This is a genomic window from Bradyrhizobium sp. IAR9, assembly GCF_013408065.1.
Classification (GTDB): domain Bacteria; phylum Pseudomonadota; class Alphaproteobacteria; order Rhizobiales; family Xanthobacteraceae; genus Bradyrhizobium.
Genome location: NZ_JACBZW010000014.1, coordinates 44850 through 71278, shown reverse-complemented (window position 1 = coordinate 71278; position 26429 = coordinate 44850). Strand labels below are relative to the sequence as shown.

General features: G+C 63.5%; 25 protein-coding genes and 1 tRNA gene. 19 read left to right on the top strand and 7 right to left on the bottom strand.

Annotated elements, in window-relative coordinates:
- Positions 1-210: 210 nt before the first annotated feature.
- Positions 211-702 (top strand): hypothetical protein, encoded by a 492-nt coding sequence (locus GGD67_RS30135; RefSeq protein WP_018321397.1) that lies wholly within the window; start codon positions 211-213, stop codon positions 700-702.
- A gap of 296 nt (positions 703-998) precedes the next feature.
- Here the strand turns inward: GGD67_RS30135 and GGD67_RS30130 are convergent, their stop codons facing one another.
- Entirely contained in the window at positions 999-1898 is a 900-nt protein-coding gene (locus GGD67_RS30130; RefSeq protein WP_179737960.1) for an alpha/beta fold hydrolase, read from the bottom strand.
- A gap of 235 nt (positions 1899-2133) precedes the next feature.
- Here GGD67_RS30130 and GGD67_RS30125 point away from each other — a divergent pair, with 235 nt between their 5' ends.
- Entirely contained in the window at positions 2134-2826 is a 693-nt protein-coding gene (locus GGD67_RS30125; RefSeq protein ID WP_179737958.1) for a DUF899 family protein, read from the top strand.
- A gap of 352 nt (positions 2827-3178) precedes the next feature.
- Positions 3179-4090 carry an NmrA family NAD(P)-binding protein gene (locus tag GGD67_RS30120; RefSeq protein ID WP_179737956.1) on the top strand — a complete coding sequence of 304 codons (912 nt, stop codon included), beginning with the start codon at positions 3179-3181 and terminating at the stop codon, positions 4088-4090.
- A 71-nt stretch (positions 4091-4161) separates the two neighbouring features.
- Here GGD67_RS30120 and GGD67_RS30115 read toward each other — a convergent pair.
- Positions 4162-4238, bottom strand: a tRNA-Met gene (locus GGD67_RS30115).
- A gap of 367 nt (positions 4239-4605) precedes the next feature.
- Between GGD67_RS30115 and GGD67_RS30110 the strand changes: the two genes are divergently transcribed.
- Positions 4606-5982, top strand: coding sequence for a coniferyl aldehyde dehydrogenase (locus GGD67_RS30110; RefSeq protein WP_246783511.1), 1377 nt, complete (start codon positions 4606-4608; stop codon positions 5980-5982).
- Between the two features lie 124 nt (positions 5983-6106).
- Positions 6107-7693, top strand: coding sequence for a GMC family oxidoreductase (locus GGD67_RS30105; RefSeq protein ID WP_179737953.1), 1587 nt, complete (start codon positions 6107-6109; stop codon positions 7691-7693).
- A gap of 70 nt (positions 7694-7763) precedes the next feature.
- Here the strand turns inward: GGD67_RS30105 and GGD67_RS30100 are convergent, their stop codons facing one another.
- Positions 7764-8525 carry an SDR family oxidoreductase gene (locus GGD67_RS30100; RefSeq protein ID WP_018321391.1) on the bottom strand — a complete coding sequence of 254 codons (762 nt, stop codon included), beginning with the start codon at positions 8523-8525 and terminating at the stop codon, positions 7764-7766.
- Between the two features lie 107 nt (positions 8526-8632).
- Here GGD67_RS30100 and GGD67_RS30095 point away from each other — a divergent pair, with 107 nt between their 5' ends.
- Positions 8633-9145, top strand: coding sequence for a CvpA family protein (locus tag GGD67_RS30095; RefSeq protein WP_092254887.1), 513 nt, complete (start codon positions 8633-8635; stop codon positions 9143-9145).
- A gap of 202 nt (positions 9146-9347) precedes the next feature.
- Positions 9348-10130, top strand: coding sequence for an SDR family oxidoreductase (locus tag GGD67_RS30090; RefSeq protein WP_018321389.1), 783 nt, complete (start codon positions 9348-9350; stop codon positions 10128-10130).
- Positions 10131-10280: 150 nt separating this feature from the next.
- On the opposite strand, the gene GGD67_RS30085 is transcribed toward GGD67_RS30090, so the two are convergent.
- Positions 10281-10757, bottom strand: coding sequence for a DUF3775 domain-containing protein (locus tag GGD67_RS30085; RefSeq protein WP_026202540.1), 477 nt, complete (start codon positions 10755-10757; stop codon positions 10281-10283).
- A gap of 127 nt (positions 10758-10884) precedes the next feature.
- On the opposite strand from GGD67_RS30085, the gene GGD67_RS30080 reads away from it, so the two are divergent.
- The 9 genes from GGD67_RS30080 to GGD67_RS30040 all read left to right on the top strand — a co-directional run bounded on the left by GGD67_RS30080 (position 10885) and on the right by GGD67_RS30040 (position 20669).
- Entirely contained in the window at positions 10885-11736 is an 852-nt protein-coding gene (locus GGD67_RS30080; protein ID WP_177237027.1) for an MBL fold metallo-hydrolase, read from the top strand.
- A 242-nt stretch (positions 11737-11978) separates the two neighbouring features.
- Positions 11979-12821 carry a fumarylacetoacetate hydrolase family protein gene (locus GGD67_RS30075; RefSeq protein ID WP_018321387.1) on the top strand — a complete coding sequence of 281 codons (843 nt, stop codon included), beginning with the start codon at positions 11979-11981 and terminating at the stop codon, positions 12819-12821.
- Between the two features lie 185 nt (positions 12822-13006).
- Entirely contained in the window at positions 13007-13618 is a 612-nt protein-coding gene (locus tag GGD67_RS30070; RefSeq protein ID WP_092254243.1) for a glutathione S-transferase family protein, read from the top strand.
- Positions 13619-13722: 104 nt separating this feature from the next.
- Positions 13723-14589, top strand: a complete 867-nt coding sequence (locus tag GGD67_RS30065) for an MBL fold metallo-hydrolase (protein WP_179737951.1) — start codon at positions 13723-13725, stop codon at positions 14587-14589.
- A gap of 115 nt (positions 14590-14704) precedes the next feature.
- Positions 14705-15853: an alpha/beta fold hydrolase gene (locus GGD67_RS30060; RefSeq protein WP_179737949.1), complete on the top strand. Its 1149-nt coding sequence runs from the start codon at positions 14705-14707 to the stop codon at positions 15851-15853.
- 67 nt (positions 15854-15920) lie between these two features.
- Entirely contained in the window at positions 15921-16892 is a 972-nt protein-coding gene (gene mbfA / locus GGD67_RS30055; RefSeq protein ID WP_018321384.1) for an iron exporter MbfA, read from the top strand.
- A 162-nt stretch (positions 16893-17054) separates the two neighbouring features.
- Positions 17055-18527, top strand: coding sequence for an amidase (locus GGD67_RS30050; RefSeq protein ID WP_179737947.1), 1473 nt, complete (start codon positions 17055-17057; stop codon positions 18525-18527).
- Positions 18528-18716: 189 nt separating this feature from the next.
- Positions 18717-19070, top strand: coding sequence for a nuclear transport factor 2 family protein (locus GGD67_RS30045; protein ID WP_179737945.1), 354 nt, complete (start codon positions 18717-18719; stop codon positions 19068-19070).
- A 228-nt stretch (positions 19071-19298) separates the two neighbouring features.
- The gene (locus GGD67_RS30040) at positions 19299-20669 is read left to right on the top strand and encodes a hypothetical protein (protein WP_179737943.1); all 1371 of its coding nucleotides are present in this window, start codon (positions 19299-19301) and stop codon (positions 20667-20669) included.
- Between the two features lie 33 nt (positions 20670-20702).
- Here GGD67_RS30040 and GGD67_RS30035 read toward each other — a convergent pair whose 3' ends face one another.
- The gene (locus tag GGD67_RS30035; RefSeq protein WP_028140641.1) at positions 20703-21791 is read right to left on the bottom strand and encodes a Zn-dependent alcohol dehydrogenase; all 1089 of its coding nucleotides are present in this window, start codon (positions 21789-21791) and stop codon (positions 20703-20705) included.
- Between the two features lie 45 nt (positions 21792-21836).
- A complete protein-coding gene (locus GGD67_RS30030) occupies positions 21837-23621 on the bottom strand; it encodes an acyl-CoA dehydrogenase family protein (protein WP_179737941.1) in 1785 nt (594 codons plus the stop codon).
- On the opposite strand from GGD67_RS30030, the gene GGD67_RS30025 reads away from it, so the two are divergent.
- The 3 genes from GGD67_RS30025 (at position 23614) to GGD67_RS30015 (ending at position 25504) form a co-directional block, all read left to right on the top strand.
- On the top strand, positions 23614-23784 hold the full coding sequence (locus GGD67_RS30025; protein WP_179737939.1) for a hypothetical protein: 171 nt from the start codon (positions 23614-23616) through the stop codon (positions 23782-23784). The genes GGD67_RS30030 and GGD67_RS30025 overlap by 8 nt on opposite strands.
- Positions 23785-23853: 69 nt before the next feature.
- Positions 23854-24555: an SDR family NAD(P)-dependent oxidoreductase gene (locus GGD67_RS30020; protein ID WP_092254227.1), complete on the top strand. Its 702-nt coding sequence runs from the start codon at positions 23854-23856 to the stop codon at positions 24553-24555.
- 118 nt (positions 24556-24673) lie between these two features.
- Complete coding sequence (locus GGD67_RS30015; RefSeq protein WP_179737937.1) at positions 24674-25504, top strand: enoyl-CoA hydratase; 831 nt, start codon at positions 24674-24676, stop codon at positions 25502-25504.
- A gap of 237 nt (positions 25505-25741) precedes the next feature.
- Here GGD67_RS30015 and GGD67_RS30010 read toward each other — a convergent pair whose 3' ends face one another.
- Positions 25742-26362, bottom strand: coding sequence for a GNAT family N-acetyltransferase (locus tag GGD67_RS30010; RefSeq protein ID WP_179737935.1), 621 nt, complete (start codon positions 26360-26362; stop codon positions 25742-25744).
- Positions 26363-26429: the final 67 nt, after the last annotated feature.

The window sequence follows — 26429 nt, the reverse complement described above, 5'->3', positions numbered from 1 at the left end:
ACCTTCAGCTTACATTACCAATAGAGGACTACATGGCAATTAGGCTTGCGGGATACGCGACCTTACCGGATGGTAGCTCGCTGGACGAAGTACAGTCGTGGATGGTAGCGTGCCTGCACACAACAAATTGTGTGATCGGCCGCCGCGTGACGCGTATTTGCGGCCAGACGCTACGGTTTTTGACAATCAGACATATCGAGGAAAGACGCGATGGCCGGACTGGTATATAGCGGCAAGGCATTTCGAGACTTGATGAACGCCAATTACTATCCCCTCGCGAACATGAAAAAGAGCGTCGCCAAGCTCAAGGCATCCGATGACATCGACCTGCCAACCCTGGAATACGGCCAGTACCATTTGATCTTGAACCCGCCGTCGATATGGCCGCAGGGCAGCGCCAAGTACTGGCACAAGGAGAAGGGCCGCGCCCGCGTCGACCTCAGCACCCAGCCGAACACGGTCCCGCTCTCCAAGGACGAGCCCGGCGTCATCCCGCTGACACGATGTGACCTGCTCGATGCCTGCGTGCGGAAATGCTTCAACTCGGAGCCGCCGATCCCGATGAAGACGAAGATCATCAGCCACGCGGCAAGCGATGCCTATGCCCATCGGCACGAGATCCGGTTGGAGTGGGAATACAAGAAGGGATCGGACAAGCCGACGCTGCTGAATCTGACGATGGTCTGTCCGCACAGATCTTGATCTGCAGACGCAACCGGCTTCGATCGTCGCCCGCGCACTTGAGATGCGCGGGCGTTTTGTTTGCCAGGGTCGCGCGCGCGTCGCGCCCGTCCCCACGCGGGGGGCGCCGCCTCAAGGGAGCGACCGCGCCGGTTTGAGAGGAGCGGCCGATGCCCGTTGGACTCTTGGAGGTCGAAGGCACCATCAAGGTCGGCCAGTTCTGGCCGGAGGGGCCGTCGGATGCCGACAGCACCAAGATCGTGGTGGGCATCGCGCCGGATGCGAGCGAGCCATCTTCGCAGGTTGCGGACGCGCAACTAGCTATCGCTCCCGAAGAACCGATTCAGCTCAAGGGCCGTCTGCTGCGGAATATCCTCCGGAAAGAAATGTCCTCCATCGAGCGGCTTTCCTTGCACGTCATCGGCCCAGGTCCGCCATAGCCCCAAGGGGCCGCCCTCGCTCGCATACCAGGAATTCAACGGGCCGCGGCGGCTCCAGAGGATCAGGACAGGGCAATCAATCCGGCGGCCGGAATTGCGATCCGCCAGATCGTGCTCATGATCGATCGTCGCCGCCGCTCGATATTCCTCGCAGATCGCGTGAACATGCGCCTCATCGCGCAACGCCTCGACATAGGACGTCCGGACGGCCTGACTGAAACTGTCTGCTCGCGACCCCCAGCCATGGAGCGCATTGTCGATGACGGCATCGGGAGCTGCGGACAATAGCCGCTCAGGGAGAGGTTCAGGCTGCGCGAGCAACGACCAGGGCCAATAGCCGACCGCCAGTTCCTTGTCGGCACGCTCCCAGGCATCGGCGATCGGAACGACGTCGAGGACGGCGAGCCGCTCCACGCGGTTGCCATGGTCGAGCGCGAGCCGGTAAGCGACACGGCCACCGCGATCATGGCCCGCAACCGAAAAGCGGTCGAAGCCAAGCCTTGCCATGACGGACACCATGTCCTTTGCCATCGCCCGTTTCGAATATGGCGCGTGGTCCGGGCTGGAGGGCGGACAAGCGCTGCGACCATATCCGCGAAGATCGGCGCAAACGACCGTGAAGTCTTGCGCGAGCAACGGCGCAACGTCTCGCCACATCAGATGCGTCTGGGGAAATCCGTGCAGCAGGAGAATCGCCGGTCCCGAACCGGCCCGACGGATGAAAATCCGCGCTTCCTCCGCCTGAACATCGGCGGCCTCGAAATCCTCGAACTTCATTGGACCAGCCCTTCCGAACGACGGCGAATCAAGCAGCAAGTTCTATCCCGCAGTCTCATATGACGCCCGGATGCAGGTTGGGTTCCGCCGCGATATCGTGTCGTTCGAGCGACGTTGCGATGGATTTGCGGCGCACTCACTTACGCGAAGGCTTTCCGAATAAGTGAGCGGAAGTGTCGGAACGAGGCGCCACCGGACGTCTTCAGAGATATCGGCCCCAACCAGAGGTCACGCCATGGATAGTTCCATCAAGCCTGCTTCCGAGCTCGCTCGCACGAACAAAGCTCATTTTCCCAACGAAAGCGCCGACTACCGCCGCGCTCGGCAAAGCCTCCTGGCCGAGGAGATCGAGCTGCGTCGTCATATCGAGCGTGTCGCTGAACTGCGCCGGGCCCTGCCGCCCGGCGGCGAGGTGAAGAAAAACTACGTGTTCGAAGGCGAGAATGGCAAAGCGAATTTCGTCGATTTGTTCGACGGCAAGCAGACGCTTGCGATCTACAGCTACATGTTCGGCCCGCAGCGGCAGACGCCGTGCCCGATGTGCACCTCATTCATGAGCACGTGGGAGCACAAATTGCCTGACATCGAGCAGCGTATTGCGTTCGTCTTCATCGCGCGATCGCCGATCGCGCGATTGATCGAGGCAAAGAAAGCGCGTGGCTGGACACGACACAAGGTCTTCTCTGACATCTCCGGCGATTACACGCGCGACTACGTCAGCGCCGAGGATGCCGATGTGCCCGGCTACAGCGTGTTCACGCAGCGCGACGGCACGATCCGGCATTTCTGGTCCGGCGAGATGGGCGCCACGATGGCCGACCCCCAACAGGATCCGCGCGGCGCGCCCGACATCGATCCGCTCTGGACCATCCTCGACACCACGCCAGACGGGCGCGGCACCGACTGGTATCCAAAGCTCGCTTACTGAGCGCTTTCTGCTGTCATTGACCGCGCGTGCCGCGCAATCCGATCTGCAAAGGTCGCGTGGCAGACGATGGCCTCTATAAGGTCACAAAACCCAAAACAAAGATGGCCCGCGCCATGCGGGCCATTTTCGTCTCGGATCCAGTAAAATCCGAACTTGGTTGCAGGGATACGCACCCACCGATACCGAGGCGGCCGCACGACTTTCGCGAACGCTCTCCGAATAATTGAGAGAAGGTGTCGGAACGAGGCGCCGCCGGCAACTGTGATTTGCGCCCTTCCTATCCTACTGGGTCGATTACGGAACCATGGGCGACTCGGAATATTTATCCGATTCAGCCTTATGGAGAGCAGAAATGTTCATCGTGATCGGAGCAAACGGCCGTGTCGGCTCAGCGGTGGCGTCGACGTTGCTGAGTGCAGGTCGGCCAGTCACGGCCGTGCTTCACAGCAGCGTCAACGATGCCGATTGGCGCAAACGCGGCGCACAGACCGCGGTCGTCGATTTGCGCAACACCGAAGCCCTGCGTGCGGTGTTCAGGACGGGCACTCGCGCTTTCCTGCTAAACCCGAACGCCGATGTCTCGACCGACACCGATCGTGAGGAACATGCTACTGTTCGGAGCATCGTCGCGGCAGTCGACGGATCTGGTCTCGAGAAAGTCGTCGCGGCGTCCACTTATGGCGCCCAGCCGGGCGAGCGCTGCGGGGATCTCAATATCCTCTACGATTTCGAGCAGGCGCTTGCCGCGCGATCGACACCGGCGACTATACAGCGAGGCGCTTACTACATGAGCAACTGGGACGAAATGCTCGGTGCCGCGAAGCGAGGCGTGTTGCCGACAATGATTCCGGGGGACATGAAGATCCCGATGGTCGCGCCCGCCGATCTCGGCAAAGCGGCCGCGCGCCATCTACTGGAGCGGCCCTGCGATCATGATGTACATTATGTCGAAGGACCCGAGCGCTATTCGCCGCAGGACGTAGCGGATGTCTTCGCGGCGGCGCTCGGCAATCCGGTGAAGGTCGAGGTCCTACCGCGCGATCAATGGATTGCGGCTTATCGAAAGCTGGGCTTCTCTGCCGCAGCGGCCGAGTCCTATGCGCGAATGACCGCGGTCAGCGTCGATAGCGGCTTTGCGATGTCGGCGCCCTTCGAACGCGGGAGGACCACTCTCGAAGATCATATTGGCGCGCTTGTCGCCAAGTCGCGCGGCTCGCACGCTCTGCCAGGGGGGCACAGCGCGGCTCGAGAGAGTCGGCATTGAGGCTCTTCCCCCCAAAAAAAATGGCCCGCATCCAGCGGGCCATTTTCTCATCGGAACCGGCATTCCGAATTTGGTTGCGGGGATAGGATTTGAACCTATGACCTTCAGGTTATGAGCCTGACGAGCTACCGGGCTGCTCCACCCCGCGTTAAACACTTGCTTTGCCTTCAGTTGGATCCCGGGGACGGTCGGTTGAGGCCTGCGCTGTTCGCGTGGCTTTTCTCGTCCGTCCCAAAGGCTTCCTTGGAAGGCAACCCGGGGCAAAGCCCGTCGGGTGCGGGGCGTATGTATCAAGGCGAGCTGCCTTTGGAAAGGGCTGCGGGAACGTTTTTTTCGACTTTATGACAGGGGAAGCGACCGATTTCGGCTGCGTTCCCTGTGCTCTTGCCAGAAGTTCCACAAAGGGCCAGCTTGCGGCAACAAGATTAAGGCTGAAACGCCGGTGAGGGAGGATCGCCGTGGACAAATCCCTGACGAGCGTCCCGGTCGGAGCGCTGGAGGAGGCCTTCCACGCCATGGTCGTGCCGTCGCGGGACCAGCCGCCGGCCGGCCTTGCCGAGCGGCTTGACCGGCTGGCGCGGCTGCGCAGCGTGGTCGCCGACAATGAGGAGCGTTTCCGGCAGGCGATCTCGGCCGATTTCGGCCACCGCTCGGCGGTCGAGACCACCATCGCCGAGACGATGCTGCTGTTCTCCGAGATCCGGCACGCCACAAAGTACCTCAAGAGCTGGATGGCGCCGCAGCGGGTCGCGACCGCGCTGCAATTCCTGCCGGCGCGCAACCGGCTGATGCCGCAGCCGCTCGGCGTCGTCGGCATCATCGCGCCCTGGAATTATCCGCTCCAGCTCACGCTCGCGCCCGCGATCGGCGCGCTAGCCGCCGGCAACCGCGTCCTGATCAAGCCGAGCGAGCTCACGCCGCACTTCGCAGGCCTGCTGAAGGAGACGGTCGCCGCGCGATTCGATGCGACCGAGCTGCTCGTCACCGGCATCGAGGGCGAGATCGCAGAGGCGTTTGCGCGCCTGCCGTTCGATCACCTCGTGTTCACCGGCTCGACCCGGGTCGGGCGGCTGGTCGCGGAGGCCGCGGGGCGTAACCTGACGCCGGTTACCCTCGAGCTCGGCGGCAAGTCGCCTGCGATCATCGACGCCTCGGCCGACCTCGATGAAGCGGCCGAGCGCATCGCCTACGGCAAGTTGCTCAATGCAGGGCAGACCTGCATCGCGCCGGACTATGTGCTGGTGCCGGAGCGCTCGTTGCAGGCTTTCGCCGAGAACGTGCGCGCCCAGATGCGGCGGATGTTCGGCACCGATCCGGCGAACAAGGACTACACCTCGATCATCTCGGACCGGCATTACACCCGGCTCGAAGGCCTCGTCGCGGACGCGGCGGAGCGCGGCGCCAAAATCCTGCAGCCGGCGAAAGCGGACGATCCGAACTGGAAGGCGCACCGCAAATTCCCACCGACGCTGATCGTCGGGGCGACCGACGCGATGGCGGCGATGCAGGAGGAGATTTTTGGGCCGGTGCTCCCGATTCTCGGCTATCGCGATCCCACTGACGCCATCGCCTTCATCAACCATCGCGACCGGCCGCTGGCGCTGTACTGGTTCGGCAAGGACGGCACCGCGCGCGACGAGGTGCTGGCCCGCACCATCTCCGGCGGCGCCACCATCAACGACTGCCTGTTTCACTTCACGCAAATCAACCAGCCGATGGGCGGCGTCGGCGCATCCGGCACCGGCGCCTATCACGGCGAATGGGGCTTTCGCACGTTCAGCAAGTTGAAGCCGGTATTCTATCGCTCCAAGTTCAACCGCCTCGCCGATCTCTATCCGCCCTATGGCGGCAAGATCGCGCGGTTGGAGAAGTTGATGCGGTTCATGTCGTAGGGGCCGCAAACACCGTCATTGCGAGCGCAGCGAAGCAATCCAGAATCCCTCCGCGGAGACAGCCTGGATTGCTTCGCTACGCTCGCAATGACGAAAACAACAAAGAACTTTCGTGGGGGAAAAAGTGACCGATACATTCGATTTCGTCGTCGTGGGCGCGGGCTCCGGCGGCTGCACAATTGCGGGGCGGCTGTCGGAGGATGCGGCGACGTCCGTGGCGTTGCTCGATGCGGGCGGGACGAACGACAATTGGCGCATCACCACACCGTTTGGGCTCGCCCTGCCCTACAAAACGGCCAACTGGGCCTTCGACACGGTGCCGCAGAAGGGACTGAACGGCCGCATCGGCTATCAGCCGCGCGGCAAGGGTCTTGGCGGCTCCTCGGCGATCAACGCCATGGTCTACATTCGCGGCCACAAATGGGACTACGACCACTGGGCTTCGCTCGGCAATGCCGGCTGGTCGTATGCGGACGTGCTGCCCTATTTCAAGCGCTCGGAGAACAATTCCGATTTCGACGGCGAGTATCACGGCAAGGGCGGCCCACTGCATGTCAACCGGCTCCGCGCGGACAATCCGATCCATGATGTCTTCCATCAGGCCGCACGCGAGGCGCAGTTCCGCATTCGCGAGGACTTCAATGGTGAGGATCACGAAGGGCTCGGCAGCTATCAGGTGACGCAGCACAATGGCGAACGCTGGAGCGCGGCGCGCGCCTATGTGCACCCCCACATCGACAAGCGCACAAATCTGCGCGTCGAGACGGGGGCACACGCCACGAAAATCCTGTTCGAAGGAGGGCGCGCAGTCGGCATCGAATATGTGCAGGGCAAGCAGACGAAGCAGCTGCGCGCGCGCCGCGAGGTGATCCTTGCCGGCGGCGCCTTCCAGTCACCGCAATTGCTGATGCTGTCGGGCATCGGCGATGGCGATGCGCTTCGAACGCACGGTATTGGCGTGCTCCATCATCTGCCCGGCGTCGGACGCAATCTGCAGGACCACCCGGATTTCGTGTTCGTCTACGCCTCCGACTATCCGCACTTCGTTCATGCCTCGCTCGGCCGGTTGCCGTCCCTGCTCCGTGCCATCCAGCGCTATCGCCGCGAACGTCGCGGCCTGATGACCACCAATTTCGCCGAGTGCGGCGGCTTTTTGAAAACCCGGCCTGACCTCGACGTACCGGACATCCAACTCCACTTCGTCATCGCGATGCTCGACGACCACGGCCGCAAGAAGCACAAGGAGGCGGGCTTCTCGTGCCATGTCTGCCTGCTGCGGCCGAAGAGCCGCGGCAGCGTGTCGCTGAAGAGCGCCGATCCGCTCGCAGCGCCCATGATCGATCCGAATTTTTTGGGCGAAGCGGAGGATCTCGAGACGATGGTCGCGGGCTTCAAGACCACGCGGCGGCTGATGGAGACGCCGGCGCTGCGCGCGCTGCAGAAGAAGGACATGTTCACGTCCGACGTGCGAACCGACGACGACATCCGCAACATTTTGCGCAATCGCGTCGATACCGTCTATCACCCCGTCGGCACCTGCAAGATGGGGACGGATGCGATGGCCGTGGTCGATCCGGCACTGAAGGTGCACGGCGTCGAGGCCTTGCGCGTCGTCGACGCCTCGATCATGCCGACGCTGATCGGCGGCAACACCAACGCGCCGACCATCATGATCGGGGAGAAGGCGGCGGATATGATCCGAACGGGTTAGTCGGCAGCTGCGGTTATGTATCCCGATCTGCGCGCGCTTGAGACGCGCTTGTCCGGGACGACGGTGGGACTTAGTTCAACAGGAAACCACCGTCGACGGTAATCACACTCCCCGTCATGTACCGCGACGCCTGTGACGCCAGCAGCAGAATCGCGCCGTCGAGATCGGACTCGGCGCCGACACGGCGCTGCGGGATGCGCTTGGCCAGGCGCTCGCCTGCGGGGGTCGACCAGAAGGCGTGGTTCATCTCGGTGTCGATATAGCCGGGCGCGAGCGCGTTGATGCGGATGTTCTGGCCGGCGAGCTCCAGCGCCATCGCCTTGGTGGCCTGGATGATGCCGGCCTTGGAGATCGCGTAAGGCGACACCGCCTTCAGGACGCCGGTGCCGAGCACGGAGGCGATGTTGACGATGTTGCCTGACTGCTTGCGCGCGATCATGCGCCGCGCGACTTCCGTCGCGAGGAAATAGGCGCCCTTGAGATTTGCACCGATCACCGCGTCCCAATCCGCTTCGGTCTGCTCGGTGGCGAGCTTCTCGATGGCGATGCCGGCATTGTTGATCAGCACCGTGACGGGACCGAGCGCAGCCTCTGCCGCATCGACGGCCCGCGCGATCGAGGCGGTGTCGGTGACGTCGAGCGCGACCGCGGCGGCGCGGCCGCCCTTGCCGCGGATTTCCTCCTCCAGGCTCTTCAGCTTGTCGGCCTGACGCGCCGCGAGCGCGATGGCCGCCCCGTGAGCGGCGAGCACCCGGGCAAATTGCCGCCCCAGCCCCTGGCTCGCGCCCGTGACGAGGATGGTTTCTTTACTGACGTCGAATAGGCCTGACATTGGCGTAACCCTCGAGCTTTTGGAGCCATCAATACAGACGATTTTAGCGATTTGAAACCGGAATGATCGGTCCGGCGTTCATTCGTTCCATTGAGGCAGGTTTGCTCATGAACAATTTCGATCTCGCCGTCTATGCCGCGCTCGCCATCGCGGCCGGCTTCGGCTTCAGGACCGGCCTGCTCCGCAGCGCCATGACCATCCTCGCCTATCTCCTCGCTGCGCCGATCGCGGTCGCGCTGATGCCGCTGATCGCGCCGCAAATCGCCGGCAATCCGAATGCGCCTCTGCTGCAGAACTGGATCTGGCTGTTCGGCATCTTTGTGGTGGTCGGCATGCTGTTCGGCTATATCGGCCGCCTGGTGCTGAACGACACCATCCGCGACGCCGGTATCGGCGACCGGCTCGGCGGCGCCGCGCTCGGCGCCGTCAGGGTCGGTCTCGTCGCCACCACGCTGGTCCTGGTGTTCGACCAGATCGTGCCGGCCAACAAACAGCCGCCGTTTCTCGCCGGCTCGCATCTGCGGCCGCTGTTCTCGACGGCGGGTCAGATGGGCTTCAAATCGCTGCCCCCGGAAGCGAGCTCCGCGATCGACCGCCTCAAGCAGGAGCGGCGCATCTGACGCGCGAGAAGATCGCGCCTTTGTTGTTTGGGTATGATCTTTTCGGAAAATCGATACGCACTTTTCCGGATCATGCCTGCGCATTTGCATCGCCGCGCGGACGCGCCATGCATTTTGATGCGAGCCCATGCCTTATCAGCGGCACCGATGTTGGCTAGAATAGCGCCATCCAAAACCTGCCTGACATTACGGGAGTGAAACAGTGGATCTTGGGATCAAAGGTCGCCGCGCCATCGTCTGCGCATCCAGCAAGGGTCTCGGGCGCGCCTGCGCCATCTCGCTGGCTGATGCCGGCGTTGACGTCACGCTGACCGCGCGCGGCGCGGAAGCTTTGAAGAAAACGGCGGACGAGATCCGAAAAGCCTATCCTGATGTGAAGGTCACCGAGATCGTCGGCGACATCACGACGCCGGCTGGGCGCGAAGCCGTGCTGAAGGCCTGCCCCGAGCCCGACATCCTGATCAACAATGCCGGCGGCCCACCGCCCGGTGATTTCCGCAACTGGACCCGCGACGACTGGATCAAGGCGATCGACGCCAACATGCTGACGCCGATCGAGCTGATCAAGGCGACCGTGGACGGCATGATGGCGCGCAAGTTCGGCCGCATCGTCAACATCACCTCGGCCGCGGTGAAGGCGCCGATCGACATCCTCGGCCTCTCCAACGGCGCGCGCGCCGGCCTCACCGGCTTCATCGCCGGCCTGTCGCGCAAGACCGTGATCAACAACGTCACCATCAACGGCCTGCTGCCCGGCCCGTTCGAGACGGATCGCCTGACCGGCACCGCAAAGGCCGAGGCCGACAAGCGCGGCGTCTCGGCCGAGCAGATCCTGACCGAGCGCGCCAAGCTCAACCCCGCCGGCCGCTTCGGCCAGCCCGACGAATTCGGCTATGCCTGCGCCTTCCTGTGCGGCGCCAAGGCCGGCTTCATTACGGGGCAGAACATCCTCCTGGATGGCGGCGCGTTTCCGGGGACGTTGTAACCCATCATCGCATCCGCAACGGCGCATTCCACGAAAGATCGTCATGCCCGGGCTTGTCCCGGGCATCCACGTTCTTTGTTCGGCAAAGTAAGACGTGGATGGCCGGGTCAAGCCCGGCCATGACGATGTGGAGGCGTCAGAGCCCGATCATCACCGCTGCTTCGTCGGCTCGTCTTCGTCCTGCTGGCTCGGACCAGACGAGTCGGCCGTCGTGCGCTCGTCGGTCCAGTCGATGCCGAATTCGTCGAGACCATCGGCGAGCAGATCGCCCAGCATCGGCTCGCCAAGCAGATAATGCACGGTTTCGCGGCGCGGGCTGCGATATTCGGTGCGCGCCTCCACCGCGCGGGCGCGCAAATCGTCCCACTCGTCGATCGTGCCGTCACCGCGACCGAGCCATGTCAGCGCGACGAGATCGAGCTGCTCGTCCTCGTTCAGGGCGATCATGAAGCTTCCGAGTTCTTGGACGACAGGATCGGAGCCGTCATCCTCGAGAACATCGAGCGCGTCGTCATCGCTCGCGTTCGAGCCGGAATCCGGATCGGAATCGCCTTCCTTGACGTCGAATTCACGTGCCTTCTCGATGATGAAGGCGACCTTCTCCGCGGAAATCGCAAGCTCTGGCATGGCTTCCTCTTCGGCTTTTTCCTGGGGTTCCCGCGATAACGCCGCACCGCGTCAGATGATCCATTGCGCTTGATGGCGGAAACGGCGCATCTTTCGGCATCAAGGCAAGAACATGGGAAGGCGCCGGATGCAGTGGAAGGTCGGCCAAGTCAAAATCACCAAGATTGTGGAGCTGGAGACGGTCGGCTCGACCCGCTTCATCCTGCCGCTCGCGAGCAACGCAGAGGTTCAGAAGCTTCCCTGGCTGATCCCGCATTTTGCCACCGAAGAGGGCCGGCTGAAAATGTCGATCCATTCGCTGGTGGTGGAGACGCCTTCGCGCCGCATCGTTGTCGATACGGGCCTCGGCAACGACAAGCAGGGCCGCAATGTTCCGACCTGGAACAACCGCACCACGCCGTTCCTGGCGACGATGATGGCGGCGGGCTTTGCGCCCGACAGCATCGACACGGTGCTATGCACGCATCTTCATGTCGATCATGTCGGCTGGAATACGCGCCTGGTCGACGGCCGATGGGTGCCGACATTTGCCAAGGCACGCTACGTCTTCGGCAAGACCGAATACGAGCATTGGCTGGAACATTCGACCGAGCCGGACAAGCGGGCCGTGTTCGAGGATTCCGTGAAGCCGATCGTCGATGCCGGCCGGGCCGATCTGATCCCGAGCGATCACCAGCTGTGCGAGGAGATCAGCATGATCCCGACCCCCGGCCACAGTCCCGGCCATATGAGCATTCTCATCCGATCGGATGGCGAACAGGGTCTGCTCACGGGTGACGTCGCCCATCACCCTTGCCAGATGGCACATCTCGACTGGTCCTCGACCGCCGATTCCGACCAGACGCAGTCGGCCGAAACACGACGCGAATTGTTCGGCCGCTTTGCCGACACGCCGACGCTGGTGATCGGCGGCCATTTCTCGGCCGGGCATATCAGGCGGGATGGAGAGGCATTCAGGTTTGTGGCGCTGCAATCGTAGAATTCGTAGGGTGGATTAGCCCTGCAGATGCGCGAAGCGCATCTGCTCGGCGTAATCCACCTCTTCTGTCCCCGCGGAGGCAGACGTGGTGGGTTACGCCTTCGGCTAACCCACCCTACGATCCTCCGCCTACGCCACGAGGGAAGGGCTGCAATGCGCCCCGCTCTGGGCGGTTGAATTTCCCGCCGCCCTGTTCCATGAAGCTGTTTAACCGATCGGTCCATTCCTAGGGAGAAACGAGAATGAAGCTTGTTCGTTATGGCGAAAAGGGTGCGGAAAAGCCCGGCCTGATCGACAAATCCGGCCAGTTGCGCGACTTGTCGGCGCATCTGAAGGACCTCACCGGCGAGGCCTATTCGCCCGAGAGCCTGAAGAAGCTGGCAGGCCTCGACCCCGCCTCGCTCCCGGCGGTCTCCGGCAAGCCGCGGTTCGGCGCGCCCGTCACCGGCATCTCGAAATTCGTCGCGATCGGCCTCAACTACTCCGACCATGCCAAGGAGACCGGCGCCGATATCCCGAGCGAGCCGATCATCTTCATGAAGGCAAACACATCGCTGTCCGGCCCGAACGATGCGGTCGAAAAGCCGCGCGGCTCGACCAAGCTCGACTGGGAGGTCGAGATCGCCGCGATCATCGGCACCCGTGCGAAATATGTCTCGGAAGCCGACGCGCTGAACCACGTCGCCGGCTACTGCGTCTGCAACGACGTCTCCGAGCGCGCCTTCCAGATCGAGCGCCTCGGACAGTGGACCAAGGGCAAGTCGCACGACACGTTCGGCCCGCTGGGTCCGTGGCTCGCAACCAAGGACGAGATCAAGGACGTTCAGAACCTGTCGATGTGGCTGGATGTCAACGGCCAGCGCCGCCAGACCGGCTCGACCAAGACCATGATCTTCTCCATGGCCAAGTGCATCTCCTATGTCTCGCAGTTCATGACGCTGCTGCCCGGCGACGTCATCACGACCGGCACCCCGCCCGGCGTCGGCCTCGGCATGAAGCCGCCGACCTTCCTCAATGTCGGCGACGTCGTCAGCCTCGGCATCGAGGGTCTCGGCGAGCAGAGGCAGGAGATTATCGCGGCGTAAGCCGCCGCCCTCATCCTGAGGAGCGCGCAACGCGCGCGTCTCGAAGGATGCGCCACAAGCACGGTTGCCCGGCGTTCGCGCGCCGGGCAACGAGAGAGCGTCCCTCGTTGTCCACCTTCGAGACGCGCGCCAAGAGGCGCGCTCCTCAGGGTGAGGACTGTGTGCCTGGATAGAGGTTATTTCCAATGAAGCTCACCTTCTCCCCCGCCTCGCCCTTCGCCCGCAAGGTGCGCATCGCTGCGATCGAGCTCGGGCTGATCGACAAGATCGAGCTCGTGCCCGCAAGCGTCGCACCGGGCACGGCCAATGAGGACTATTCGAAGATCACGCCGCTGAAGAAGCTGCCGGTGCTGATCACCAATGATGGCGACGTCATCCTGGATTCCTACGTCATCGTCGAATATCTCAACGAGATAGCCGGCGGCAGCCTGATCCCGGATTATGGCCCGCGGCGCTGGAAGGCCAAGACCAATCACTCGCTGATCAACGGCATGCTCGATTCCATGCTGCTGTGCCGCTACGAGAAGATGGTGCGGCCGCAGGGCCTGCAATGGCAGGCGTGGTCGGACGACCATTGGAACCGCGCCTGGACCGGCATGGCGCGCTTCGAGAACATGCCCGAAGTCCTCAATGGTCCCTTCGACATCTCGCAGATCGGCCTCGTTTGCGTGCTCGGCTATGCCGATTTCCGCTTCGCCGATTGCGGCTGGCGCAAGGCCTATCCGAAGCTCGACGCCTTCCACCAGAAGATGTTGGAGCGGCCCTCCGTGAAGATCTCGGTGCCGCCGGCCAGCTAAAGCGCGATGATCGTCATCGCGCTTTAGCTTGATTGTCTGGGCATGATCCTGTCGGAAAACCGCTGCACACTTTTCCGGAATCATGCTGTACAACCGGAGTTCTCATGAGCCTGAAGTTCTCGGTCGGCGATCTCACCATCCATCGCGTCATTGAGCAGGAAACCTCGTTCGTCCCGGCGCTGGAGATGCTGCCGGGATTGACGGCGGAGGTGCTGGCCGAGAACCGGGCATGGATGCGCGAGAACAAGGCGCTGGATGACCAAGACGTGCTGCTCCTGTGCTTTCAGTCCTATGTGGTGAAGACGCCCCATCACACCATCCTGGTCGACAGCTGCATCGGCAACGACAAGCCGCGGCCTCGGCCGAAATGGAACATGAAGACCGACGACACCTATCTGCGCGGGCTGGGCGCCGCCGGATTTGCGGTCGAGGACATCGACTTCGTGATGTGCACGCATCTGCACGTCGATCACGTCGGCTGGAACACGCGGCTGGAGAACGGCCGCTGGGTGCCGACCTTCCCCAAGGCACGCTACGTCTTCGCCAGGCAGGAATTCGACCACTGGACCGAGCAGAATGCGAAGGCGGAAGTAGCTCCCTTCGCCGACAGCGTGCTGCCGGTGGTCGAGGCCAACAGGCACGAGCTCGTCGGCAACGATCATGAGATCGGCGATCACGTCCGCATCCTGCCGACGCCGGGCCATACGCCGGGTCATATCGCCATCACGATGGGCCGCGGCAAGGACGATGCCGTGTTCTCCGGCGATCTCATGCACTCGCCGCTGCAGACGCTTCATCCGGAGCTGTCGATCAAGTTCGACGTCGATCCGGTCGCGGCAGCGAAAACGCGCCGCAGCTTCCTGGAACGCTATTGCGACACCGACACGCTGTGCTGTACCGCGCATTTCCCCTCGCCCTCGGTGGGGAAGATCCGGCGCAAGGGCAGTGCATTCGTGTGCGCGGCTGTTTAGCGAGATGCCGTAGGGTGGGCAAAGGCGCGCGCTTCGCGCGCCGTGCCCACCACTCTTTATGGTGGGCACGCTCCGCTTTGCCCACCCTACGATTCCACCCGAGTGGAGAGACACGATGACTGCACTCCCCGACATCCCCCTGCCCGCCGGAATCCGCTCGCGTTATGTCGACGGCATCAACGGCTTGCGCATGCATGTGCTGGAGGCCGGGTTCGAGACCAGGGGACGGCCATGCGTCCTCTTGCTGCACGGTTTTCCCGAGCTCGCCTTCTCCTGGCGCAAGGTGATGCCGACGCTGGCTGCGGCCGGCTATCACGTGATCGCGCCGGACCAGCGCGGCTATGGCCGCACCACGGGATGGCGCGCGGAATACGACGGCGATCTCGCGCCCTTCTCGCTCTTCAACCTGGTGCGCGATGCGCTCGCTCTGGTGTCGGCGTTCGGTTACAAGCAGGTCGATGTGGTCGGGCACGATTTCGGCAGCCCGGTCGCATCCTGGTGCGCGCTGATAAGGCCTGATGTGTTTCGTTCGGTGACGATGATGAGCGCGCCGTTCGGCGGGCCGCCGCCCCTGCCCTTCAATACGGTCGACACACCGGCAAAGCCGCCCGCCGAAGACCCCGTGCATCGCGAGCTCGCCGCGCTGCCGCGGCCGCGCAAGCACTATCAATGGTACTATTCGACACGCGAGGCGAACGCCGACATGCAGCACGCGCCGCAGGGCGTCCATGATTTCCTGCGCGCCTATTATCATCACAAGAGCGCGGACTGGACCGACAACAAGCCGTATCCGCTGTCATCGTGGTCGGCGAACGAGTTGGCAAAGCTGCCGACCTACTATGTGATGGACCTGAACCAGACCATGGCCGAGACGGTGGCGAAGGAAATGCCCTCACCCGCCGCGATCGCCGCCAACCAATGGCTGCCGGACAGCGACCTCGCCTATTACAGCGCCGAATATGGCCGCACCGGATTCCAGGGCGGGCTGCAATGGTATCGCTACGGCACGTCGGGCATGCTCAACAGCGAGATGCAGCTGTTTTCAGGACGCAGCATCCACGTGCCCTCATGCTTCATCTCGGGCAAGCAGGATTGGGGCACTTATCAGCGTCCGGGCGTGTTCGAGGCGATGCAGGGGCGCGGCTGCACAAGGATGCTCGGCTGCCATCTCGTCGACGGCGCCGGCCATTGGGTGCAGCAGGAGCAGCCCGCCGAGGTGAACCGGCTGCTGCTGGACTTCCTCGCCAGAACCCGCACCGCGTGATTTGACCCGGGAACCCCGGCCCCTTATATAGTTTAGAATAGTTCTAAACTATCGATACAGGGCCACCGTGAAGAATTTTGCCGATCTGACCGAGCGCGAGGTGCTTGCGGTCGCGATCTCCTCCGAGGAAGAGGACAGCCGCATCTACATGACCTTCGCCGAGGACCTCCGCGAGCGTTACCCGGACACGGCAAAAATCTTCGAGGAGATGGCCGAGGAAGAGCGCGGCCACCGGCACATGCTGCTGGAATTGTACGAGCAGCGCTTCGGCAAGCATCTGCCGCCGATCCGGCGCGAGGACGTCAAGGGATTCCTGCGCCGCCGCCCAGTCTGGCTCACCAAGAACCTGTCGCTCGACGCCATCCGCAGGGAAGTCGAGACCATGGAGATGCAGGCGGAGCGCTTCTACGTGAAGGCCGCCGAACAGGCCCAGGACGTCGGCGTGCGCCGCCTGCTCGGCGATCTCGCCGAAGCCGAGAAAGGTCACGAGGAGACCGCCGCAAAGCTGACGGGCGAGATCCTGAATTCCGACGTCCGCGCCGAGGAGGATCGCACCAACCGCCGCATGTTCGTGCTGCAATATGTGCAGCCGGGCCTCGCCGGATTGATGGACGGATCGGTCTCGACGCTGGCGCCGCTGTTCGCGGCGGCCTTCGCCACCCACCAGAACTGGCAAACGTTTCTTGTGGGCCTCGCCGCATCGATCGGCGCCGGCATCAGCATGGGCTTTGCCGAGGCGCTGTCCGACGACGGATCGCTCACGGGGCGCGGCTCGCCCTGGCTGCGCGGCATCACCTGCGGCGCGATGACGACGCTCGGCGGGCTCGGCCATACCGCGCCCTATCTGGTGCCGGATCATTGGGCCAATGCGTTCTGGATCGCAACCGCCGTCGCCTGCGTCGTCGTGTTCTTCGAATTGTGGGCGATCGCCTTCATTCGCTCGCGCTATATGGACACGCCGTTCCTCCAGGCCGTGTTCCAGATCGTGCTCGGCGGCGCGATCGTGCTCGCGGTCGGCGTATTGATCGGGGCGGCGTAGCGACCCGCCCGCGGTGTCATCGCCCGCCTTCGCGGGCGATGACGACGAATTCTGAACTCCTTCCGTTCCGTCTCGCCGGGACATCAATCGCGATCAAACGGCGGTTGCAGCATTCGGGCAAACTGCGCATCATCCTCCGACAACAAGAGCAGGAGAAGCGCCGTGGCCAGATCGGAATGGAGTTTCAAGAGCGCGGTCGAGCTGTCGGCCGCATTGACCGCAAAGAAGGTCTCCGCGGTCGAGCTTACACAGGATGCCATCGACCGCATCGAGCGTCACGACGGCAAGGTCAATGCGATCTGCGTGCGGGATTTTGATCGCGCCCGCAGTGCGGCACGCGAGGCCGATGTGGCGCTGGCGCGCGGCGAAAGAAAACCGCTGCTCGGAATTCCGGTGACGGCGAAAGAATCCTTCAACATCGCGGGCCTGCCCACAACTTGGGGCTGGATGCCGCAAAAGGATTTCAAGCCAACGGAGGACGCGCTGTCGATCTCCCGGGTGAAGAACGCAGGCGGCGTCATTCTCGGCAAGACCAACGTTCCCGTGGGCCTGGGAGACTGGCAGAGCTACAACGACATCTACGGCACGACGAACAATCCATACGATCTCGGCCGCACGCCCGGCGGCTCGTCGGGCGGCTCGTCGGCGGCGCTTGCGGCCGGCTACGGACCGCTCTCGCTCGGATCCGACATCGGCGGCTCGCTGCGCGTGCCGGCATTCCATTGCGGCGTCTATGCGCACAAGCCGACATACAATCTCTGTCCCACGCGCGGCCATACGCCGCCGCCATTTCCGGCGGTCCCGATGGAACGCGATATGGCGGTGATCGGCCCGATGGCCCGTAGTGCAGCCGACCTGACGCTGCTGCTGGACGTGATGGCCGGTCCCGATCCGGTCGACCTCGGCATCGGATACAAGCTGGCGCTGCCGGACGCACGCCACGACAGGCTGAAGGATTTCCGCCTGCTTGTGATCGACAGCCATCCGTTGCTGCCTGCGAATTCCGACATTCGCAGCGCGATCGAGACGCTGGCCGGGCGATTGACGGGCGCCGGCGCGAACGTCGCGCGCGAAAGCCCGCTGTTTCCGGACTTCCGCGAAGCCTCGCGCCTCTATATGCGCATGCTGATGAGCTTCCTCGGCGCCTTCCTTCCGCCGGACATTCTCGCCGGCGCGCGGGCCGGCGCGGCGCAACTCTCGCCCGACGACAAGAGCCTTGCGGCCGAGCGGCTGCGCGGCATGACCTCGAGCCATCAGGCCTGGGTGTTCGACGAGGGCGCGCGCGCCGGGCTGCGCGCGCAGTGGCGGCAATTGTTCAGGTCATTCGATGCGGTGATCTGCCCGATCATGCCGACCCCCGCCTATCCGCATGATCATTCGCCGGAGCAGGAGAAGCGTCGGATCAATATCGACGGCAAGGACCATGTTTATCCGGACCAGCTTGCCTGGCCCGGCATCGCCACGCTGACGGGCTTGCCGGCCACGGCCGTTCCGCTCGGCCTGTCGAAGGATGGTCTGCCGGTCGGCGTCCAGATCATCGGCCCCTTCCTCGAAGACCGCACGCCGCTCAGGCTCGCTGAACTGATTGAGTGTGAGTTCGGCGGGTTCCAGCCGCCGCCATTATTCAATGACTAGTTCTTCCCGTCATTGCGAGCGAAGCGAAGCAATTCAGAATTTTTCCGAGGCGACAGTCCGGATTGCTCCGTCGCCAGCGCAAAATTGCTTCGCAATTTTGTCGCGGGCTCCTCGCGATGACGGAGGACGACAACGTCGCGATTTTGGGCTCGCGCGTCGGGCGCCCCGGATTGACGGAAAGGAAGCACCATGAGCCAGGACCTCGACCAACTGACCGCCCTCAACCGTGACTACGTTGCCTCCGTGCAGAACTGCGACGTCAAGCGTTTCGACGAAATCCTGGCGGCGGAGTTTTATTGCTCCAATCCCGACAAGACGCTGGTCGACCGTGCCGCCTTCCTGGAGCAGACGGCGCGGCCGATCGCTATCCGGAACTTGAAAGAGCGCGACGTCATCATCCGCATCATGGGCGACTTCGCCATCATCCACGCCGCGACGAGCTACACCACGGCGGATGGCCAGCAGGCGACGGGGCGCTACACCGATTGCTGGGCGAAGCAAAATGGCAAGTGGCTCGCGGTGTCGGCACACGTGTCGCGGTGAGGAGGGAACGCTGCCGTTCCCCCTCAGGCCGCGGGTCATTCGACGACTGCCATAAAGAAATCGCTAACCAAACAATCTTTTCCCGAGCAATGGGCAAACCGCACATCTGAGATTTATCCGGCTGGCAATCGTTCGCCCGTCAAAATTGCAGGCGACGAGAGGTCCCCTCAGGGCATCGATCTCGAGCATGTCGGGAGGACACGCTACGAATCCGGCGAGAGTGATTGCGTGACAAACGATACAATCGAGATAGGCGCGCTCCGCGACCCCTATCATCGCGTCAATCCAGACGAGACGCTGCCCGAGAGATGGCGGATTCCGATCGCCATAGCGATCGGGTGCGGGCTCGTGGGCCTTGTGCTCCGTTACCTCGCGCGGGAACACGCGACCGCTGACGCCGCCGAGTACATCACCTGGTATAGCTTTGCGCGAGATCACGGCATTGGCGGGCTGGCCGAGGCTTTCACCAACTACACGCCGTTTTACAGCTACCTGCTGCTGATCGCCACGCAGTTCGATTGGCTAGGCCAGCCGCTTTCTCTCGTGAAGATGATCTCGGCCATATTCGAGTTCGGCTGCGCGATCGTCGTGGCCCGGATGGTCTGGCGCGTGACAAGTGTGCCGTTGCGCGCCTCCCTGGCCTTCTGCGCGGTGTGGCTTGCGCCGACAGTGCTCTTCAATGGCGCAATGTGGGGACAGGCCGATTCGATCTGGACCTTCTTCGCGCTGATTTCCGTGGCGATGTTCATGCGGGACCGAAACGGCGTTGTGCCGTTCGCAGTGGCCTGCTCGGTGAAAGCCCAAGGCGTCTTCCTGGGGCCGTTCGTGTTGGGCATGATCCTGCGCCGCAGGATCCACCTGGCATGGCTTGCCGCTATTCCGGGAGCGTATGCGATCCTCGCCATTCCGGTTCTCGTCGCCGGCAGGTCCCTGGTCTCCGTACTCGGGATCTATCTCGGCCAGGCCAACACATTTCATCACCTGACCATGAATGCAGCGAATATCTGGGTGTTCGCGGGAGGAACGCCGTACGCAATCGGGGTCGCCGCCGGCCTCGTGCTCGCGGCGGCGAGCGGGCTTGCCCTATCGATCTTCATCGCACAGTCCAGGCGCACGGGGCCGGAGTTCATTCTGCTCGTCGCGTGCGTATCGCTCATCCTCATGCCGTATTTGCTTCCGAAGATGCACGAGCGCTATTTCTACGGGTTCGAGCTTGCGGCGATCGCCCTGGCCTGCCTCAATCTGCGCTATCTGCCGTTCGCGGTGATTGCCCAAGTCGATGGCGTGCTATCCTACCTCGCATTCGAGAGCGAGATCGTCATGGGCCTGTTGCCGGCGGCGCTCTGCAACACCCTTCTCGTGTTCTACCTCGTGCTCGATCTCCGCCACGGCGAACGTGGATTTCGCCTTCCGAGGTTTGCCTGGCTTGGCTTCACCGCGTCGACCGCGGGATTGTTCTCCTATCTGCTGTTCGCGGGTCCCGGCTTGAACGTATCCCTCGCGTATATGCTCGTCGCGGGTCTCGCCACGGCCATGACGCTGCTGCTCGTGAAGGAGACACGTTGCGCCTCGGCCGACGGTCCGACCGCGTCGCATTGACTTGATTTTCGAGCGACGACGGCGTCCGTGGCGCTAGCTGTCGAACACGATCACGCTGCGCAGCGTCTTGCCGGCTTTCATGTTGGCAAAACCCTCGTTGATCTCGGACAGCTTCAATTTCGCCGAGATCCAGTCCTCCAGATGCAGCCGTCCGCGCAGGTAGAAGTCAACCAGGCGCGGCATGTCGACGCGAAAATGGTTCGAGCCCATCGAGGAGCCCTGGATCCGGCGCTCGCGCAGGAAATCGAAACCGTGCAGCTCGATCTTCTGGCCGAACGGGATCATGCCGACGATGGTGGCGGTGCCGCCGGAGGCGAGCATGCCGAACGCCTGCTCGGCGGTCTCCTTGCGGCCCAGCACCTCGAAGGAATGATGCACGCCGCCATTGGTGAGATCGCGCACCTGCTTCACGACGTCGCCGTCGGCGGGGTTGATGATGTCGGTCGCACCCAGCTTGGTCGCGAGCTGAAGCTTGGCCGGATTGGTGTCGATGGCGATGATGCGGCCGGCCCCGGCGATCTGCGCACCATTGATTGCGGCCATGCCGACGCCGCCGCAACCGATCACCGCCACGGTCTCGCCGGCCGTCACCTTCGCGGTATTCACCACCGCGCCATAGCCGGTGATGACGCCGCAGCCGATCAGCGCGGCGAGATCGAGCGGCATTTCTTTACGGATTTTGACGATGGCGTTCTCGTGCACCAGCATCTGTTCGGCAAAGGACGAGAGATTGAGGAACTGGTGCAGCTTCTCAGGCTTGGACCACTGCATCCGGTTTGAGGCCCCCGGCAGCAACTTCACGGTGGTGTCGGTGCAGAGGACGGTGCGGCCCGTGGTGCAGTTATCGCAGGTGCCGCAGAACACCGACAGGCAAGTGACGACGTGGTCACCCGGCTTGACGTAAGTGACATCGGAGCCGACCTGCTCGACGACGCCAGCGGACTCGTGGCCGAGCACCGCGGGCAGCGGATGCGGATAGAGCCCTTCCATGAAATGCAGGTCGGAGTGACAGAGCCCGGCGACCGTGGTGCGGATCAAGACCTCGCGCGGGCCCGGCTTCGGCAGGCTGACGTCCTCGATGACGAGCGGCTGGTTGACTTCATAGAGGACGGCGGCCTTCATCGAGCTCTCCCTGTCGCGTTTCTTGGTTTGATCGTGGCGTGCAGCCTACGCTGCCAGAACCAGTTCGCCAACCTCGCTCATGCCGGCTGAGCTGTCGCCGAGCAGCAGCGCAGCGATCCTGGCTCGCGTCGCATTTTCCGTCAGCCGGAACGGATCGCTTGGCGCCACCCGATGATCGATCACCAGCCGCGACAACAGCAACCGGCGCGCATCTCCGCGCATCTCGTGGATACGATGTGCCTCCCAGGCGAGCGCGACCGCGCTGGCGACATGATAGAGCAGGCTCGTTGCACGACGCGCATCCGCTTCGTTCTCGGATTTCCCCGCGACCTCTCGCGCAAAACCCACCGCACGATCGACGAGGCCACGTAGATTGTCGCGCCAGGCCTGCGGCACGGATGCACTGTCATCGAGCCGCGCATGCAGATCGGCTGACAGCGCGGATTCCGCGCCATGGCGACCGACTGCGCGCCGGAGCGCATCAATCGCGACGATGTTGCCGGTGCCTTCCCAGACCGAGCCGAGATGCGCATCGCGCAGCAGACGCGGCGTCGCGAATTCCTCGATATAGCCGATGCCGCCGCGCATCTCGAGCGCATCGCCGCAGACCTTGCGCGCATCGCGCGTGGCGCGGAATTTCAGCGTCGGGGTGAGTATCCGCAATAGCGCCGCCGCATCCTGGCTGCCGGCCTCGGCGCGGTCGAGCGCGTCCGCAGTGAGGAAGCTCATCGACAGCGCCTGCTCGACCGGCAGCATGATCTTCAGCATCTGCCGTCGGCCGAGCGGCAGGTCGATGATGCGATTTCCGAACACGACCCGATTTGTCGCAACCGTCATCGCGTCGTGATAGGCGCGGCGCATCAGTGCGGTCGATTTGACGCCATTGGAGAGCCGCGACGAATTCACCATCTCGGCCATCTGCACGAAGCCGCGGTCGAGCTTGCCGACCGCATAGGCGATCGCACCTTCGAGCTTGATCTCGCCCGAGGCCATCGAGCGTGTGCCGAGCTTGTCCTTCAGACGCACGATCCGGTAGTGGTTCTGCGAGCCGTCGTCGAGGAAGCGCGGCATCAGGAACAGGCCGACGCCGCGCGTGCCGGGGCCGGCGCCTTCGGGCCGTGCCAGCAGCATCACCACCTTGGCGTCCGCATTCGAGCAGAACCATTTCTCGCCAGTGAGGCGCCAATGGTCGCCCTCCTGCACCGCGCGCGTGGTCAGCGTGCCGACGTCGGAGCCGCCCTCCTTCTCGGTCATGAACTGGCCGCCTTGCGTTAGCTTGCTCATGTCGGTCTGGGTCAGGCCGTCCAGATATTTCGCCTTCAGCGCCTCGCTGCCGAAATTCGCCAGCAGCTTTGCGCAGCCGTCGGTGACGTTGATCGGACAACCCATGCCGAATTCGGTCTGGTTGAACAGGAAAGTAAAGGCATGTTTGGCCACCACGGGATATTTGCCCGGCCAGCCCATGATGCCCTTGCGGATCGAGAGCGCGTGGATGCCGAACTCGCCGAACGCCGCGTTCTCCAATTCGCGATAGGCCGGGTGATATTCGATCCACTGCACGTCGCGGCCGAACTTGTCGCGCTGGTGTAGCACCGGTGTATGACGGTCGGCGAGCCGCGCGCAGTCGTCGAGCCGGCCGCCGGCGAGTTCGCCGAGACGATCGAGATGCGGCTCGATATGGCGGAACAGATTTTCCGGGAGATGGATGCGGAGCAGGTCGGTCAGCGCGGGATCGGCGCGGTAGAAATTCATCCCCGTGGTGTCGGGCGCCAGCAGTCCGGATGATGCGGCCACGACATTCTTCGGCTGCGCTGGGGCCGGCTTGGGCATGATCGTCCTCTTGGTTTCCGTCGTGCGGACATTTTGCGCTGATTTGGCGCTTGCCGCTTGGAATGATGTCGATCATGCTCCAGCGGCGGATGCGGATAAACCCGCAAATCGTCAAGGCGGCATGATCGCCGCGAGGGAGCAAACTCGCCCTGCGGAATTGTGACCGTCCCGGCTGGTTGTCCGTGCGGACCATGCATAGATCAACGGCTTCCCGTCTGCGAGAAATCACGCCATGGAACATCCGAAATACAAGATCGCCCTCATCGTCGGTGCCGGCGAAGGCCTGAGCGCTTCGCTGGCGCGCTTGCTGGCTGCGCAAGGCATTCGCGTCGCGCTGGCGGCGCGCAAGATCGAGAAGCTGGGCGCGCTCTGTAGCGAGACCGGCGCGAAGGCCTATGCCTGCAACGCGGCGGATCCGGAGGAGGTCGAGCGGCTGTTCGGCCTCGTCGAGCGCGAGATCGGCACGCCCGACCTCGTGGTCTACAATGCCAGCGGCCGCACGCGCGGGCCGTTCGTCGACCTCGTCCCTGCCGACGTCGCCAACGCGATCGCGGTCAGCGCCTATGGCGGTTTTCTGGTTGCGCAACAGGCTGCAAAACGCATGCTGCCGAACAAGCACGGCGCGATCCTGTTCACCGGCGCCTCCGCCAGCGTCAAGGGCTACGCGCAGTCGGCCTCGTTCGCGATGGGCAAGTTTGCGCTGCGCGGCCTCGCACAGAGCCTGGCGCGTGAATTGTCGCCGCAAGGCATCCATGTCGCGCATTTCGTGATCGACGGCGGCATCCGCAGCGCGGCGCGGACGGAAGCCGAAGACAAGCCGGATTCGATGCTCGATCCCGACGCGATCGCGCAGAGCTATTGGAACGTGTTGCAGCAGCCGCGCAGCGCCTGGAGCTGGGAGCTCGAGCTGCGGCCCTGGGTGGAGAAGTTTTGAGGCGAATTGCCGTAGGGTGGGCAAAGGCGCAACGCGCCGTGCCCACCATCTCGGACGCGAAAAGCAATAATGGTGGGCACGCTTCGCTTTGCCCACCCTACGAGAGTGGGGAGGAATAATGAGCAGCGAAACCACCATCGACACCGGCACCAACGAGCTCCTCTGCGTCATCCGCGACCGCGTCGCTGTCATCACGCTGAACCGGCCGGACGCGCGCAATTCGCTGTCGGATACGCTGACACCGGCGCTGCGCACGATGATCCGCGGCTGCGGCGAGAACCCCGGCGTCGGCGCGCTGCTGATCACCGGCGCGGGCGAAGCGTTCTGCGCCGGCGGCAACGTCAAGGGCATGGGCGCCCATCGCGACAAGGCAAAGCTCGAGATGCCGCTGGAAGATCGCATCGCCGATCTGCAGGAACGGCAACGGCTGCTCACCGGCGCGCTGGTGTCGGTGCGCAAGCCGACCATCGCCGCCCTGCCCGGCCCCGCGGTCGGCGCCGGACTCGCCATCGCCATGGCCTGTGATATCCGCATCGCTGCGCAATCGGCCTTCGTCGCCACCGGCTATGCCCGCATCGCACTGAGCGGTGATTACGGCATCGCCTGGCTGCTCACCCGCCTCGTCGGCACCGCACGGGCGCGCGAGCTGATGTTCACCGGCGACCGTGTCGATGCCGCGCGCGCGGAGGCCATCGGCCTCGTCAACCGCGTCGTGCCCGATGACAAATTGCAAGCCGAGGCCTTCGCGCTGGCCAAATCGCTCGCCGAAGGCCCGCGCCTCGCGCTGCGCTACATGAAGGATAATCTCGACGAAGCCGTGCTGTTCGACTTCGAAACCGCGCGCGACCACGAAGCCGAACGGCTGATCCGCTTGACCACGACCGCCGATCACAAGGAGGCAGTGCAGGCGTTCATCGAGAAGCGGAAAGCGGTGTTCACGGGAAAGTAGCAGCGTTCGAAGATCTATGACCTTCACCCTGAGGTGGCCGCTTCTTCAGCGGCCCTCGAAGGGCGACGGCCCGACTGTTGCTGCGCGAAGTCCGACACCGGGGATGCAGAGGGGCCGCTCATCCTTCGAGGCTCCCCGCGCGTCGCGTTGCGCCGCGCGTCTCGCACCTCAGGATGACGGATCTGCAAGCAAAAAAACGCCCGGCTCTGGCTATGCCAGGCCGGGCTTGCAGTGATGTCAAACCGAGGCTGAGGGGCTTTCGGCCTGACGGGAAAGGGCGGCAAGGCGCCAGCTCGCGCAGGGAATATCCTTTGCTGCGACACTGATCTCCTTGTCGAAGCGCACCAGCTTCCAATCATCAGGGTGGTTGAAGGCGAAACCGGATTTGCGGGCGAGCGAGACCATGGCCTCGTTGGAGCGCAGCGTGTCGCCAAAGATGTGCTCGGCGCCAAGCGCGGCGGCGCGGCATTCGAGATTCTTCAAAAGCGCCGTGGCGATGCCATGGCCCTGCCAGCAATCATGGACCGACAGGCCGAATTCAAGCGCCGCGGTTTCGGCCTGCAGCGCATAGCGCGCCTCGGCGACGATGGTCTCGAAGCCGTCGACCATCATGGTCGCGACCACGGTGAAACGTTCGCGCTCGCCGATCTGAAGGAAGTCGTGCAGCAGTCCGTTCGGCAGCTCGCTGATCGCGCCGAAGAAACGGTTGTAGCGGGAGCGGGTCGAGAGGGAGCGGAAATAGTGCTGAAGCTCGTCGGTATCGCGCGGCTCGACGAAGCGCACATTGAGCGCCTCACCCTGCCGGGTGCGCAGCGTGTCCGAATATTGCTTCAGATCTTCCAGGCGAAGAGCGGTCATGACACATGCTCGGGACAAAAGTGACCGCCGGCGCCCCACAGTCAGGCGGCGCCGGCCTGGCGGCCAA

Bases quoted from the DNA above. Each gene is read 5' to 3' on its own strand.
- GGD67_RS30030 (WP_179737941.1), bottom strand. From the start codon at position 23,621: ATGCCCAAGCCGGCCCCAGCGCAGCCGAAGAATGTCGTGGCCGCATCA.
- GGD67_RS30100 (WP_018321391.1), bottom strand. From the start codon at position 8,525: ATGTCAGGCCTATTCGACGTCAGTAAAGAAACCATCCTCGTCACGGGC.
- GGD67_RS30070 (WP_092254243.1), top strand. From the start codon at position 13,007: ATGAAGCTCACCTTCTCCCCCGCCTCGCCCTTCGCCCGCAAGGTGCGC.
- GGD67_RS30045 (WP_179737945.1), top strand. From the start codon at position 18,717: ATGAGCCAGGACCTCGACCAACTGACCGCCCTCAACCGTGACTACGTT.
- GGD67_RS30020 (WP_092254227.1), top strand. From the start codon at position 23,854: ATGGAACATCCGAAATACAAGATCGCCCTCATCGTCGGTGCCGGCGAA.
- GGD67_RS30035 (WP_028140641.1), bottom strand. From the start codon at position 21,791: ATGAAGGCCGCCGTCCTCTATGAAGTCAACCAGCCGCTCGTCATCGAG.
- GGD67_RS30130 (WP_179737960.1), bottom strand. From the start codon at position 1,898: ATGAAGTTCGAGGATTTCGAGGCCGCCGATGTTCAGGCGGAGGAAGCG.
- GGD67_RS30095 (WP_092254887.1), top strand. From the start codon at position 8,633: ATGAACAATTTCGATCTCGCCGTCTATGCCGCGCTCGCCATCGCGGCC.
- GGD67_RS30015 (WP_179737937.1), top strand. From the start codon at position 24,674: ATGAGCAGCGAAACCACCATCGACACCGGCACCAACGAGCTCCTCTGC.
- GGD67_RS30125 (WP_179737958.1), top strand. From the start codon at position 2,134: ATGGATAGTTCCATCAAGCCTGCTTCCGAGCTCGCTCGCACGAACAAA.
- GGD67_RS30120 (WP_179737956.1), top strand. From the start codon at position 3,179: ATGTTCATCGTGATCGGAGCAAACGGCCGTGTCGGCTCAGCGGTGGCG.
- GGD67_RS30085 (WP_026202540.1), bottom strand. From the start codon at position 10,757: ATGCCAGAGCTTGCGATTTCCGCGGAGAAGGTCGCCTTCATCATCGAG.
- GGD67_RS30060 (WP_179737949.1), top strand. From the start codon at position 14,705: ATGACTGCACTCCCCGACATCCCCCTGCCCGCCGGAATCCGCTCGCGT.
- GGD67_RS30080 (WP_177237027.1), top strand. From the start codon at position 10,885: ATGCAGTGGAAGGTCGGCCAAGTCAAAATCACCAAGATTGTGGAGCTG.
- GGD67_RS30010 (WP_179737935.1), bottom strand. From the start codon at position 26,362: ATGACCGCTCTTCGCCTGGAAGATCTGAAGCAATATTCGGACACGCTG.
- GGD67_RS30110 (WP_246783511.1), top strand. From the start codon at position 4,606: ATGGTCGTGCCGTCGCGGGACCAGCCGCCGGCCGGCCTTGCCGAGCGG.
- GGD67_RS30075 (WP_018321387.1), top strand. From the start codon at position 11,979: ATGAAGCTTGTTCGTTATGGCGAAAAGGGTGCGGAAAAGCCCGGCCTG.
- GGD67_RS30065 (WP_179737951.1), top strand. From the start codon at position 13,723: ATGAGCCTGAAGTTCTCGGTCGGCGATCTCACCATCCATCGCGTCATT.
- GGD67_RS30135 (WP_018321397.1), top strand. From the start codon at position 211: ATGGCCGGACTGGTATATAGCGGCAAGGCATTTCGAGACTTGATGAAC.